Genomic DNA, 13,061 nt, shown 5'->3' on the forward strand with positions numbered 1-13,061 from the left:
CGGAGAACGGCGGCATCGCGCGGAGAACGGCGGCATCGCGCGGAGAACGGAAGCGCACGGAGAACGGAAGCGCGCGGAGAACGGAAGCGCGCGCGGCGTGCGAGGAGGCGGAGCAGCGCATCGCCGACGTCAACGCGGGGCACAGCTCGGATCGCCCGGGATGTTGCTGCGGGCCGTGTTGCGGGACTCGGCACCGTGCCTCGGACACGGTGGCGCGCCCGGACTTTGGTGCGGCTGAGCTTGGCTCCGCCCGTGGGGAGCGCGGGACTCGGCACCGTGCCCGGACACGGTGGCGCGCCCGGAGTTGGTGTGGCTGGGCTTGGCGGTGTGCGTGGGGAGCGGCGGCGCGCGCCCGGGCTGGTGGTGCAGGCCGGGCGCGCGCCGTGGGAAGGGATGTGCGGTTGGTTGCCGGTTCGACATGCTCCGCGGTGAGCACGGGCCGCGGGGCGATGGTCAGGAAGTGAGCTTGTACACCGTGGTGCTGCCGACGGTCTGGGCGGTGTAGTTCGCGGCGACCCAGGTGGCGATCTCGCTGTTGCCGCCGCCCATGCCGCCGCCCATGCCGCCGCCTCGGCCGCCTGCTACGTAGTAGGCGACCTGGCCCTTGGCGACCATGTCCTGGAACTGGGCCAGGGTGGGGGCGGGGTCGCTGCCGTCCCAGCCGCCGATGGCGATGACGGACTTGCCGGTGGCGAGTTCCAGTTCGGCCGCCGTCTGGTCGCCGGTCGTTGCCGCTGCCCACTTGGTCGTTGTGGACTTCAGGAGGGTGGTGAGCTCGATGCTGCTGCTTGAAACGCCCATGCCTCCGCCGCCGTTGCCGCCGCCCATGGCACCGCCGAAGCCGCCCATGCCTGAGGACGTTGGGCCGGACGTGGGGATGGAGCCGGAGTGGGGCTGGTTCGCGGTGGCCAAGCCCCAGGCTGTGGTGCCGCCGAAACCGGCCAGGACGGCCGCCAGTACTACCACCACTGTCGCGCGGCGGGCGAATGACAGGCCACCGCGCGAGGTCGTGGTGGCGGTGGACTCAGCGCGATGGCCGGCCAGGGTAGCGATCGCCACGGCCGCCGCGCCGCCGACCACCAGAACCGTCCAGCGCAGCCACGGGGTCCAGGACGTGTCGCGGGACAGCAGGACGAAGTCCCACGCCGCGGTGGCGAAGACCATCGCGGCCAGCACCAGACGCGTCGCCAGGGCTGAACGGGCGCGCCACAGCTCGCGCGACGCGATGGCCACCAGGGCAGCGATCGACGGAGCCAGAGCAACCGTGTAGTACGGGTGGATGGTGCCGGACATGTAGCTGAAGACGATCCCGGTGACCAGAAGCCAGCCGCCCCAGACGATCAAGGCTGCCCGGGTGAGGTCCGTCCGGGGCGCTCGGCGAGTGAACCAGAGGCCGGCCACCAGAGCGATCAGCGCGGCCGGAAGAAGCCAGCTGATCTCGGTCCCCATGCTGTCGCCGAACAGCCGGGTGAGCCCCATCGAGCCGCCGAACCCGACATTCCCGCCACCGCCAAAGCCACCGCCACCACCACCGCCGCCGCGGTTGCCGTTGCCGCCCAGGATGCGGCCCAGGCCGTTGTAGCCCAGGGCCAGTTCCAGGAGGCTGTTGTTCGTGGAGCCGCCGATGTACGGGCGGGACGACGCCGGCCACAGGGCTACCAACGCGACGAACCAGCCCGCCGACACGACCAGCATGGCGCCGGCGGTCAGGAGGTGGAGCAGGCGGCGCGACAGCGTGGTCGGGGCGGCGACGAGGTAGGCCAGGGCGAAGCCGGGGAGTACCAGCAGGCCCTGCAGCATTTTGGTCAGGAACGCGAAGCCCAGCGCCGTCGCGGCCAGGGCCAGCCAACCGGGAGCGGCCTTCTCCACGGCTCGGGTGGTGCAGTAGGCGCCCGCCACCAGGAGCAGCACCAGCAGGGCGTCCGGGTTGTCGAAGCGGAACATGAGCACGGCCACCGGGGTCACGGCCAGGGCGGCTCCGGCCAGGAGGCCCGCGGCGGCGCCGAAGTGGCGTTTGACCGTGGCGTACAGCAGGGCCACCGCGGCCACGCCCTCCAGGGCCTGGGGGGCGAGGAGGCTCCAGCTGTTGAAGCCGAAGATGCGGCCGGACAGGCCCATGATCCATAGGGCGGCGGGGGGCTTGTCGACGGTGATGACGTTGCCGGCGTCCAGGGAGCCGAACAGCAGGGCCTTCCAGCTCTGGGTGCCGGCCTGGACGGCGGCGGCGTAGAAGCTGTTGGCGTAGCCGGAGTCGCCGAGGCGCCAGAGGTACAGCAACGCGGTGAGCGCCAGCAGCGCGGCCAGGGCCGGGCGCTGCCACACCGGGCGGGGGCCGGCGGACACGGGTCTGGCCGGTGGCGCGGGCTCGGTCCGGGGCGGTCTGGGCAGCGTCGTGGTGGTCATGGTGGCGACTCTGCGGGCCTGGGCTGTCGCGACCTGCAAAGCACGCTGCGAACGAGCTGTGAGCGCTACCGGGAGCGAGCCCGGACGTGGACGCGTTCGCCCTGGGGGCCGAAGAGGCTCAGGACCTCCACGGCGTAGTCGGTCGGGTTGCCGAACCAGTGCGGGACCCGGGTGTCGAACTCGACCGCCTCGCCGGTCTGCAGCATCATGTCGTGTTCGCCGAGGATGAAGCGCAGGCGGCCGGAGAGGACGTACAGCCACTCGTACCCCTCGTGCGTCTGCGGCTCGGGGGCGGGCTCGGTCGGGGTACGCGGCGGGAAGATGAGCTTGAAGGCCATCGGGGCACCCGGGCGCTGGGTGAGCGGGATGTGCGTCACGCCGTGGCGGATCAGGGGCTTGGCGTGCACGCGCGGGTCGGCCGTGGGTTCGGCGCCGGCCAGGTAGTCCAGGGTCACGCCGTGCGCGCGGGCCAGGGGCAGCAGCAGCTCCAGGGTCGGGCGGCGGCCGCCGGACTCCAGGCGGGACAGGGTGCTCACGGAGATGCCGGTGTCGGCGGAGAGCGCGGTCAGGGTGACGCCGCGCTGCTCGCGGAGGTGGCGCAGGCGCGGGCCGACGTGGTCGTCCATGCTCCCAGTTTGCCATTTCAGCAAAGGTCTTTGCCAGAACGGTACCGGCGGGGCATCGTCGGGGGCATGAGTGAGCGGTACGACGTGATTGTCATCGGCGGCGGCGCGGCCGGGCTGAGCGGGGCGCTGACCCTGGCCCGGGCCCGGCGGAAGGTCCTGGTCATCGACGGCGGGCAGCCCCGCAACGCGCCCGCCGAGGGGGTGCACAACTACCTGGGGCGGGAGAACGTGGCGCCCCGCGAGCTGGTGCGGATCGGGCGGGCGGAGGCCGGCGGGTACGGCGCGGAGTTCGCCGACGGGGAGGTCTTCCGGGCGTACCGCGACGGCGACGACTTCCAGGTCGAAACGGCGAACGAGCGCTACCGGGCGCGCCGGCTGCTGGTGACCACCGGGGTCGTCGACGCGCTGCCCGACATCCCGGGGCTGGCGGAGGGCTGGGGGCACTGGGTGCTGCACTGCCCGTACTGCCACGGCTGGGAAGTCCAGGACCAGCCCGTCGGCATCATCGCCACCAGCCCGCTCGCCGCGCACCCGGCGCTGCTGTGGACGCAGTGGACCGACGACCTGGTCCTGTTCACCAACGGGCAGGACGTCCCCGGCGTGCCCGCGAAGGTCAAGGTCGTCGAGGGGCTGGTCGCGAGGGTCGAGGAACACGGCGTGCACCTGCGGACCGGCGAATTCGTCCCCAGGAACGCCCTGGTGGTGCAGACGACCCTCGCGGCCCGGATGGAGGCGGTACAAGATCTGGGCCTGGAGACGAGCGTCTTCGAGATGCAGGGGCTGCCGGTGGCGACCTACATCGCGGCCGACCCGATGGGCAAGACCGCGGTGCCGGGGGTGTGGGTGGCCGGGAACCTCGCCGACCCCATGGGCCAGGTCATCGGGGCGGCCGCGAGCGGGATGAAGGCCGGGGCCGCGCTCAACATGGACCTGCTGCTGGACGCCGGAGCCGCTACGGTGTGACGGTGAGCACCGCCGAGGAACGCGACGGGGTCGCGCTGACCAACCTCGACCAGCCGATCTTCGAGGGGGCCGGGGCGACCAAGCGCGACCTCGTCGACTACCTCGACGCCGTGCGGGAGCGCATCCTTCCGGTACTGCACGATCGCCCCCTGTCCGTCGTGCGGATCATGCGCGGGCAGGAGTCGTTCATGCAGAAGAACGTGCCCAAGTACACGCCGGACTGGGTGAAGACGGTGCACATGTGGGCCGAGACGTCGAAGCGGGACGTGGCCTACGCGCTGTGCGAGGACCGCCGCACGCTGCTGTGGTTCGCCAACCAGCGGGCCGTGGAATACCACCCGACGCTCGTGACCGCGGCCGGCGGCGCGCACATGACGCACCTGGTGCTCGACCTCGACCCGCCCGAGGGCGGCGACTTCGGGCTGGTCGTGCGGGCCGCGATGCTGATCCGGGCGACGCTCGACGCGGCCGGGCTGGCCGGGGCGGTGAAGACCAGCGGCGCGAAGGGGCTGCACATCTTCGTGCCGATCCGGCCGGCGCCGATGGAGGACGTGGCCGCCGCGACCCGGGCCATCGCCGCCCGCGCCGAACAGCTCGACCCGGTGCTGGCCACGACCGCGTTCATCCGCGAGGACCGGCACGGCAAGGTGTTCCTCGACGCGACCCGGGTGGGCGGGGCGACGACGGTCGTGTGCGCGTACAGCCCGCGCCTGCGCCCCGGCTGCCCGGTCTCGTTCCCGCTGGGCTGGGACGACCTCGACGGGGTCAGCCCGCGCGACTTCACCGTCCACACGGCGCCGGGGCTGCTCGGCGACGCCGACCCGTGGGCCGCGCAGATGCCGCCGCCGCAGGCGATCCCGGAGGACCTGATCGCCGAGGGCCACACCATCCCGGTGGCCCGCGTCCAGGCCATGCACGAGGGCAAGCGGCGGGCCCGGGCCAAGCGCAAGGCGGAGGTCGAACCGGAGATCGAGTAAGGTGCGAACGTGGTTTCAGGCGTTAGTACCGAGGCACCGGCCAGCAGCGGCACCCAGCGCGCGCTGATTCCGCTCGGCGTCATCTTCTTCTTCGTCGGCATGTCGGTGGCGGTCGTCGGGCCGTTCCTGGCGCTGTTCCTGACCACCGAGGTGCACGCCCGGCCGGTCATGGTCAGCGCGTTCCTGGTCGCCGGGCCGGTCGCCTCGATGGTGTCGTCGTCGCTGCTGGGCCGGCTCTCCGACCGGCGCCCGATCCGCCGCCGGCTGCTGCTCACCGCCGCCCTGGCCGGGTTCGCGGGTGCGACGGCGACCGCGTTCGTCCGGGAGTACTGGCTGCTGCTCGCCCTCACCATGACGCTCACGGCCCTGAGCGGCGCGCTGTTCCCGCAGTCGTTCGCGTACGCCCGCGAGGTGCTCTCCCAGCGCGGCTCGACCCGCGCGGCGATGGCGATCAGCACGCTGCGCATGGTGTTCTCGGTCGCGTGGGTGGCCGGGCCGCCGGTGGCCGCGCTGCTGCTGCAGGCCGGCGGGTTCCGGGTGTTGTACCTCACCGCGGCGGCCATGTACCTGATCGCGGCCGCCGTCGTGTACCTGCGCCTCGGTGAGGTCTCGCCGCCCGCCCACGCCGAGCGGCCCCCGGCGCGCCGGGCCGGCCTGATCGTCTGGGCGACGGTGGCCGCGTTCGCCGTCATGCAGGCCGCGGGCGTGCTCAACGTGCAGGCGATGTCGCTGTACCTGAGCCATGTCCTGCACGCCGAGGTGCGCGACGCGGGCCTGATCCTGGGGCTGTGCGCGGCGCTGGAGATCCCGCTGATGCTCGGCTTCGGCGCGCTGTCGACCCGCTATCCCCTGCGCCGCCTGATCATCCTCGGGGCCGGGGTCGGCGTCGTGTACTACGCGCTCGTCGCGATGGTCACCCACAGCTGGCAGATCGCGGCGCTGCAGATCCTCAACGCGTCCTTCATCGCCGCCGTGCAAGGGCTTGGCATCTCGTACGTCCAGGAGCTCCTGCCCGGCGAGCCCGGCCGTGCGGCCACCCTGGCGGGCAACGCGTTCCCGGTCGCCGCGCTGCTGGCCGGGCCGCTGCTCGGGGTCTCGGCCGACCTCGGCTACCGCTACGCCTACATCTCCGCGGCGGTGCTGTGCGGCCTCGGCTTCGTCATGCTGGTCGCGACCTCACGCCGCCATCCGGCCACGCCCGCGCCGTAACTCAGACGGCGACCCGGCGGCGCTGCTTCTTGGCCCGGTTGCCGCAGCTCTCCATCGAGCACCAGCGCCGGCTCCCGGGCCGCGACAGGTCCAGGAACAGCGTGTTGCACGCCGGGTCGGCGCACTCCCGGATGCGCTCCACCGCCGGCGACGTGACCAGGTCGAGGGCGTCGCGGGCGATGAGGGCGAGGGTGCCGGTGACGGCGTCGTTGGCGTACCACCGCAGCTCGCCCCCCTCCTGCAGGGCCGGGACCGGCACCGAGCGCGACGCGGCCTGGTTGACCCGCTCGCGCGGTTCCTCGCCCGCGGCCGCCGCGCCGCCCGGGGTGCGCGCGGCGGCGATGAGCGCGAACACGGCCTCGCGCAGCTGCTGGGCGTCACGCACGATCGGGGCGGGGACGACGCTGCCCGGCGCCGGCCGGACGGGTCCGCACAGGCCGACCCACGCGGCCAGCGACGGCCCGTCGGGCAGCTCCTCGACGGCGTGCCCGGTGCCGCGATGGCGCAGCGTGCGGGTGAAGTCGAGACAGAGGCGGCCGGTACCCAGGCGGAAGGGTTCTGCCATCCGGACACCCTAACCCGAACACCGGTTTAACCGGTACCCCGCACCGCCTCCAGCATGTCGCGCAGCGCGGCGAGGACCGGCCCGGGCTGCTGCACGTGGAGGTACTGATGCGAGGCCCCCGGCACGAAGCGCCGCTCACCGCGGGGGACCGAGGCCGCGATTGCCGCGTGCAGGTCACGCACCCCGGCATGGGCCCGTTCGAGCAGCTCCGGCGGCATGTGCTGGACCCAGAACGGGTTCTCGTCGGCCGCCGTCAGCACGATCAGCGGCACGTCCGGCAGCGGCCCGCCGGCGGCCAGCTCGGCGTAGACCTCGTCCTCCAGGTTGCGCCCCTCGGCCAGGCCGGTGCGCCAGTGCGTCAGGCGGTGCTCGACGAGGGGGTCGCGGACGTCGTCGGGCCACTGGGCGTACAACTGCCGCAGGGCGGTGCGGGAAGCCTGGATCTGCTCGGGGGTCAGCTCCGGCAGCGCGTCCCAGGTGGGCTTCATCCGCTCGTTGAGCGCGACCACCTCGGGCGGCATGAAGCGCAGGATGTCCTCGTGGCCGGGGTCGAGGAACAGCAGCCCGGCCACGTCGGACGGGAACAGCTGGGCGAACCGGCGGGCGTACACCGCACCCATCGAGTGCCCGGCGAGCACGTAGGGCCCGGCGACGTCGGCGGCCCGCAGCACCTCGCGCAGCTCGCCGGCCACGGCGGCGGCAGTGCGGGGCAGCGCGATGTCGTCGCTCCAGCCGGTGCCGGCCCGGTCGTAGGCGATCGCCGTGGTCAGCTCGCCGAACGCCTGGAGCAGGTTGTCGTACTCGAGCCCGACCAGCCCCGCGCCCGGCAGCAGCACGACCGGCGGCGCGCCCGTCCCGGCCCGGTACACCGCGATCTTCCGCCCGCCCGCCTCGACGAGCGCTCCCCGTGGCATTGTTCTCATGGATGCGAACATTATCAGGTGTGCGAACATTAGCCAATGGACCCCGTCGAGCTCCTGCTCCACCCGGTGCGGCTGCGGATCGTGCACGCGCTCTCGGGCGGGCGCAGCCTGACCACGCAGCAGTTGTGCGAGCGGATCGCCGACGCCTCCAAGGCCACCGTGTACCGCCACGTGGCCCTGCTCGCCGACGCCGGCATCCTGGAGGAGTCGGGGCAGCAGCGGGTGCGCGGCTTCGTCGAGCGGCACTACCGCCTGCAGCCGGCCCGCGCGGCGGTCACCGCCGAGCGCGCGGCCACGGCGACCGTGGACGAGCACCGGCGGGCGTTCGCGGCGTCGATGGCGGCGCTGCTGGCCGAGTACCAGGCGTATCTCGACGATCCGGCCGCCGACCCGGCGCGCGACCAGGTCGGCTACCGCCAGCACGCGGTCTGGCTCACCGACGACGAGCGGGCGGCGCTGATCGAGGGCATGCGGGCCGGGATCGTGCCGCAGATTGCGAACGGGCCCGGTCCGGGGCGGTCACAGTACCTGCTGAGCCCGATCCTGTTTCCCCTGCGCGATTGATTTCCCCTGCGCGATTGACCGGATCCGCCCGTAGATGTGCGTGCGCAGCTCCACGAAGCGCGGGTCGGCGCGGGTGGTGAGCTGGTCGCGCTCCGCCGGCAGGCCCACCGGGAGGTCCTCCAGGACCCGGGTCGGCGACGCCGAGAGGATCACCACCCGCTGGCCCAGGTAGACCGACTCGTCGATGTCGTGGGTGACGAACAGCAGCGTCACGCCGGTCGCCCGCCAGACCGAGCGGACCAGGTCCTCGAGGTCGGCGCGGGTCTGGGCGTCGACGGCGGCGAACGGCTCGTCCATGAGCAGCACCCGCGGCTGGAACGCGATGGCCCGGGCGATCGCCACCCGCTGCTGCATGCCGCCGGAGAGCTGCCACGGGTACGCGCGCCCGGCATCGGCCAGGCCGACCGCGGCCAGGGCCTCGGCGACGAGCCGGCGCCGCTCGGCCTTCGGCAGCCGCTTGGCCTTCAACGGCAGCTCGACGTTGTCGGCGACGCGCAGCCACGGCATGAGGCTGCGGCCGTACTCCTGGAAGACGATGGCCAGGCCGTCGGGCGGGCCGGTGACCGCGGCGCCGCCGACCCGGACCGCGCCGGACGTGGGCGCCAGCAGGCCGCCGAGGCAGCGCAGCAGGGTCGTCTTGCCGCAGCCGGACGGGCCGACGACGCACACGAACTCGCCCGCGCCGACGTGCAGCGTGATGTCGGCCAGGGCCTCGACCCGCCGGCCGTGCCCGTCGTAGGTCTTGGCGAGGGCCTCAACGTCGAGCAACGGCGTTCCTCCCGTGGTACCAGTGCAGGATGCGCCGCTCGGCCAGGGCGAACAGCGCCGACAGGGCCACCCCGAGCAGGCCGAGGACGAACACGCCGCTCCACATCTGCGGGATCTGGTACGTCCGCTGGAAGTCGATGATGACGTACCCGAGCCCGTTCGTGGTGCCGAGCAGCTCGCCGATGACCATCATGATGATCGCGATCGACAGCGCCTGGCGGGCCCCGACGACGATCTGCGGGCTGGCCGCGCGCAGCACGAACGCGCGCAGCCGCAGCCCGCCCCGGATGCGGTAGGTGCGGCAGGTGTCGGCGAGCACCTCGTCGGCGCCGCGCACGCCCTCGACGGTGTTGAGCAGCACCGGCCAGATCGCGCCGAAGACGATCACCAGGATCTTGGTGCGGTCGGTGAACCCGGCCAGCAGGATGAGCACGGGCACGAGCATCGGCGGCGGTACCGCCCGCAGGAACTCCAGCACCGGCTCGCACACCGCGCGCATGGTCCGGCTGCCGCCGATCGCCAGCCCGAGCGCGACGCCGAGGACGACCGCGAGGCCGTAGCCGGCGACCAGGCGCAGCACGCTCGGCAGCACGTCGGCGCGCAGGCGGTGCGGCGTCCACGTGTCCGGGAACGCGCGCACGATCGTCTCCAGGGGCGGCTGGTAGAAGTCGGTGCTGCCCGCGCTCGCGAACCACCAGGCGGCCAGCAGCACCACCGGCAGCGCCACGGCGAGCAGGAGCCGCCTCACAGGGCGACCTCCCGGCGTACCGACGGATGCCACGCCAGCACCGCCCGCTCCGCGCGCCGGGTGATCAGGTTCGCCGCCACGCCGAGCAGCCCGGCCACGATGACGAGCGCGTACATGACCGCCACCCCGTCGTCGCCGCTGTTGCGGGCCAGGGACAGCTGCTCGCCGAGCCCGTCGGTGCCGCCGATGAACAGCTCGCCGGTGACGGTGAGGACCAGCGCGACGGCCGTGGCCAGCCGGATGCCGGTCAGCGCGTACGGCAGCGCGGTCGGCCACACCAGGTGCCTCGACCGCTGCCAGCGGTTCAGCCGGTACGAGTCGGCGGTCTCGCGGGCCACCGGGTCGACGTCGGCCACGCCGTGCAGGACCTGGATGAGCACCTGCCAGAAGCTCGCGTAGACCACGAGCAGCAGGATCGAGCGCAGCGGGGCGCTGAACAGCACGACCGCCAGGGGCAGCAGCGCCACCGACGGGATCGGCCGCAGGAACTCGATGGTGGAGGCGGTCGCGGCGCGCAGGACCGGGACCGAGCCGATGACGATGCCGAGCGCGATCCCGGCCACCACGGCGATGGCCAGCCCCAGGAACCAGATCTCGAGGGTGCCGGCGACCGCGGTCCAGAAGGAGCGGCGGGCGGCCTGCTGGGCGAGGGCGGTACACATGGCGCTGAACGGCGGGAAGTGCTGCCGCGGCAGCAGTCCGAGCCGCGGCAGCACCTCCAGGAGGACGGCGAATCCCGCGAGACCCGCCGCACCCAGCGCGCCCTTGATCACGGCAGCAGCTTCGTCGTGTCGACCGGGGCGCTCAGCACGCCGTTGGTGACGAGCAGCTGGTTCATCTTGCCCACCGACGCCGTGTCGACGGTGGCGGCCCACTTCGGCAGCGTCATGGCGCCCGCCGCGTCGGCCTTGATCTGGGTGTACGTCGGGACGGTCTGCCGCACCGCGTCCGCGTGCGCGTCGGCGTAGGCGAGCGACTCCTGCATGGCCTCGGTGAACCGCTTGACGAGGTCCGGGTTCTGGGCGGTGAGCTGGGTCGAGGTGAAGTACGCGGCGACGCACAGCTTCGGGTCGACGTCCGCGTAGCCGCCGAGCGAGCGGCCGCCCTTGGCCAGGGCCGGGGCGAGGAACGGCTCGACGACGAACATCGCCTGCACCCGCCCGGCGTCCAGGGCCGCGCCCATGTCGGGGAACGCGAGCTCGACGAAGTTCACCTTCGCCGGGTCGCCGCCCGCCTTGCGCACGATCTCCTTGACGGAGGTGTCGACGATGTTCTTCACGGTGTTCGTGGCGACCGTCTTGCCTTCGAGGTCCTTGGCCGTTTTGATGGCCGGGTCCTTGACGAGGAGCTGGCCGAAGTCCTTGGCCGGGTCGCCGGTGGAGTTGACCCCGTTGGCGACGACCTTGATCGGGACCTTCTGCTGGCCGGCGACGAGCAGCGAGACGATGTTGCTGAAGCCGAACTGGTACTGCCCGGAGATGACGCCGGGCACGATCGCGGCGCCGCCCTGGGCCTGCTCCATGGTGAGGTCGATGTTGCGCTTGCTGAAGAAGCCCTGGGCCTTGCCGAGGTAGATCGGGGCGACGTCGACGATCGGGATGACGCCGACCTTGACCTTGTCGGGGGTCCCGGGCTGACTCGTGGCGGGGGTGGCGTCCGAGCCGCAGGCGGTCAGGACGGCGAGCGCGGCGAGGACGGGGACGAGAACCTTGCTCCGCATGGACTTCCGCCTTTCGGAGGCGAACCTGGGCGGAACGGTAATCTCGTCGGCCGGATCCTCGATGGATGGCCGGGAAAGCTTCCGGCCAGCGGGAACCGTCAGGGTTCGAGGTCCTTGAGCCAGTCGCGGCCGGCTCGGGCGATGCGGGCCGGGACGCCGAGCCCGTCGAGGAGGTCGGCGGCGGCCTGCATCTCGTGGCCGCGGCGCACGGCGTGGGTGCGCGAGCCGGTGACGAGCCGGTCGAGGGTCGCGGCGTCGGCCCGGGTGAGTTCCTCGGCGATGTTCCCGGCCAGCCAGTCGTGCAGGCCGGCCGCCTCGGCCGCGGTGAGGGCCTCGATGACGGCGGCCGCCAGGCCCTTGTAGAACACCGAGCGCAGCAGCTTGCGGGTGGCGGCCAGCCCGACCGGGCCGGCGAGCACCTCGACCGGCGTGCCGAGCGGGCCGAGCAGGGCCGCGAACCGCGCCGCGCCCGGGCCGCTGGCGGACATCGGGGTGGCCAGGCCGCGCGGCGGCACCGGCGCCATGATGGCCACGTCGGCGACGACGGCCCGGTCCCCCGCGATCGCCTGGACCCGCTGCTTGAGCGCCGGGGCGGCGGTGTTGAGCTCGGCCCAGACCGTCCCCGGCGCGCAGCCCGGCAGCCCCTGGGCCAGGGCGTCGAGGGCGTCGGCGGCGCTGTTGACGCTGAGCACGAGCTCGGCGCCGGTGCAGGCTTCGGCCGCGTGTTCCGCCGGGTGTACCCCGTGTGGCGCGGCGACCCGCGGGTCGTACCCGCGCACCGTCGCCCCGGCCGCGACGAGATCGGTCGCGAACCGTCCGCCGGCCTCGCCCAGTCCGAGCACCGCGATCACCGTCATGTCAGCACCTTGTCCAGGGTTCGCAGGTGGTCGATCACGGACGCGATGTGCTCGCGCATCGCGGACTCGGCCGCCTCGGGATCGCGGCGGCGGATGGCCTCGACGATCCGCTCGTGCTGGGGCAGCGACACGGCGGGCCGGCCCGGGTGCAGCGACAGCATGAACTGGTGGCGGACCAGCTGCCCGCGCAGCGTCTCGATGATGCCGTCGGCGGTGCGGTGCCCGGCGATGTCGCGGATGAGCGCGTGCAGGCGGTGGTTCAGGTCGCTGTACCGGTGGAACTCCCCCGCCCCGACCGCCCGGCGCATCAGCAGCGCCACCTCGTCGAGCTCGCTGGCCTGCCCGTCGCTGACCCGGACGGCGGCGCGGGCGGCGACCAGGCCCTCGAGGACCATCCGGACCTCGCTGATCTCGATCGCCTCCTCGATGGAGACCTTGCGCACGTGGGCGCCCTTGTTGCGGCGCATCTCGACCAGGCCGTCGCCGGCGAGCTCCTGCAGGGCGGCGCGGACGGTGAACCGGCTGGCCGCGAACCGCTCGCTCAGCTGGGCCTCGACGAGGCGCTCGCCGGGCAGGTACTCGCCGCGCAGGATCGCCGCCCGCAACGCCTCGCGGGCGAGCGCCGCAGGGGGCGGCGGGGGCTGCTCGGGCACGGCGGAAGTGTCGCAACGGCGGGCGGGGATTGTCAACAATGTGCCGTACCATGGCGGAATCGCTGTTGGGAAAGGCCACGGATCG

The 13,061-nt window shown here is 73.1% G+C and carries 14 protein-coding genes; 4 read left to right on the forward strand and 10 right to left on the reverse strand.

Annotation, left to right across the window (positions count from 1 at the left end; genetic code table 11):
• Positions 1-453 precede the first annotated feature (453 nt).
• Positions 454-2,403 carry a glycosyltransferase family 39 protein gene (locus tag ACQP00_RS34810; RefSeq protein WP_433203812.1) on the reverse strand — a complete coding sequence of 650 codons (1,950 nt, stop codon included), beginning with the start codon at positions 2,401-2,403 and terminating at the stop codon, positions 454-456.
• A gap of 65 nt (positions 2,404-2,468) precedes the next feature.
• A complete protein-coding gene (locus ACQP00_RS34815) occupies positions 2,469-3,029 on the reverse strand; it encodes a helix-turn-helix domain-containing protein (protein WP_433203815.1) in 561 nt (186 codons plus the stop codon).
• Between the two features lie 66 nt (positions 3,030-3,095).
• On the opposite strand from ACQP00_RS34815, the gene ACQP00_RS34820 reads away from it, so the two are divergent.
• The 3 genes from ACQP00_RS34820 to ACQP00_RS34830 are packed head-to-tail and all read left to right on the forward strand — an operon-like array spanning position 3,096 to position 6,178.
• A complete protein-coding gene (locus ACQP00_RS34820; RefSeq protein WP_433203818.1) occupies positions 3,096-3,992 on the forward strand; it encodes an NAD(P)/FAD-dependent oxidoreductase in 897 nt (298 codons plus the stop codon).
• 2 nt (positions 3,993-3,994) lie between these two features.
• Entirely contained in the window at positions 3,995-4,969 is a 975-nt protein-coding gene (locus ACQP00_RS34825) for a DNA polymerase domain-containing protein (protein WP_433203821.1), read from the forward strand.
• A gap of 9 nt (positions 4,970-4,978) precedes the next feature.
• Positions 4,979-6,178: a sugar efflux transporter gene (locus ACQP00_RS34830; RefSeq protein WP_433203824.1), complete on the forward strand. Its 1,200-nt coding sequence runs from the start codon at positions 4,979-4,981 to the stop codon at positions 6,176-6,178.
• A 1-nt stretch (position 6,179) separates the two neighbouring features.
• Here the strand turns inward: ACQP00_RS34830 and ACQP00_RS34835 are convergent, their stop codons facing one another.
• Together ACQP00_RS34835 and ACQP00_RS34840 are read right to left on the reverse strand one after the other, a co-directional pair.
• Positions 6,180-6,743, reverse strand: a complete 564-nt coding sequence (locus ACQP00_RS34835) for a CGNR zinc finger domain-containing protein (RefSeq protein WP_433203827.1) — start codon at positions 6,741-6,743, stop codon at positions 6,180-6,182.
• A gap of 26 nt (positions 6,744-6,769) precedes the next feature.
• Positions 6,770-7,666 (reverse strand): alpha/beta fold hydrolase, encoded by an 897-nt coding sequence (locus tag ACQP00_RS34840; RefSeq protein WP_433203830.1) that lies wholly within the window; start codon positions 7,664-7,666, stop codon positions 6,770-6,772.
• A 36-nt stretch (positions 7,667-7,702) separates the two neighbouring features.
• Between ACQP00_RS34840 and ACQP00_RS34845 the strand changes: the two genes are divergently transcribed.
• A complete protein-coding gene (locus ACQP00_RS34845; RefSeq protein WP_433203833.1) occupies positions 7,703-8,230 on the forward strand; it encodes a helix-turn-helix domain-containing protein in 528 nt (175 codons plus the stop codon).
• Here ACQP00_RS34845 and ACQP00_RS34850 read toward each other — a convergent pair.
• The 6 genes from ACQP00_RS34850 to ACQP00_RS34875 form a co-directional block, all read right to left on the reverse strand.
• Complete coding sequence (locus ACQP00_RS34850; protein WP_433203836.1) at positions 8,186-8,998, reverse strand: ABC transporter ATP-binding protein; 813 nt, start codon at positions 8,996-8,998, stop codon at positions 8,186-8,188. The two genes, ACQP00_RS34845 and ACQP00_RS34850, sit on opposite strands and share 45 nt — an antisense overlap.
• Positions 8,985-9,746, reverse strand: a complete 762-nt coding sequence (locus ACQP00_RS34855; RefSeq protein ID WP_433203839.1) for an ABC transporter permease — start codon at positions 9,744-9,746, stop codon at positions 8,985-8,987. Before ACQP00_RS34855 ends, ACQP00_RS34850 begins: the two co-directional genes overlap by 14 nt.
• Positions 9,743-10,519: an ABC transporter permease gene (locus ACQP00_RS34860; protein ID WP_433203842.1), complete on the reverse strand. Its 777-nt coding sequence runs from the start codon at positions 10,517-10,519 to the stop codon at positions 9,743-9,745. The genes ACQP00_RS34855 and ACQP00_RS34860 overlap by 4 nt, the downstream gene beginning before the upstream one ends.
• Positions 10,516-11,466, reverse strand: coding sequence for an ABC transporter substrate-binding protein (locus tag ACQP00_RS34865; protein WP_433203845.1), 951 nt, complete (start codon positions 11,464-11,466; stop codon positions 10,516-10,518). Before ACQP00_RS34865 ends, ACQP00_RS34860 begins: the two co-directional genes overlap by 4 nt.
• Before the next feature lie 98 nt (positions 11,467-11,564).
• Positions 11,565-12,323: a DUF1932 domain-containing protein gene (locus ACQP00_RS34870; RefSeq protein ID WP_433203848.1), complete on the reverse strand. Its 759-nt coding sequence runs from the start codon at positions 12,321-12,323 to the stop codon at positions 11,565-11,567.
• Positions 12,320-12,976, reverse strand: coding sequence for a GntR family transcriptional regulator (locus tag ACQP00_RS34875; RefSeq protein ID WP_433203851.1), 657 nt, complete (start codon positions 12,974-12,976; stop codon positions 12,320-12,322). The genes ACQP00_RS34870 and ACQP00_RS34875 overlap by 4 nt, the downstream gene beginning before the upstream one ends.
• Positions 12,977-13,061: the final 85 nt, after the last annotated feature.

This window comes from Dactylosporangium sp. CS-047395 (assembly GCF_050942185.1).
Classification (GTDB): domain Bacteria; phylum Actinomycetota; class Actinomycetes; order Mycobacteriales; family Micromonosporaceae; genus Dactylosporangium.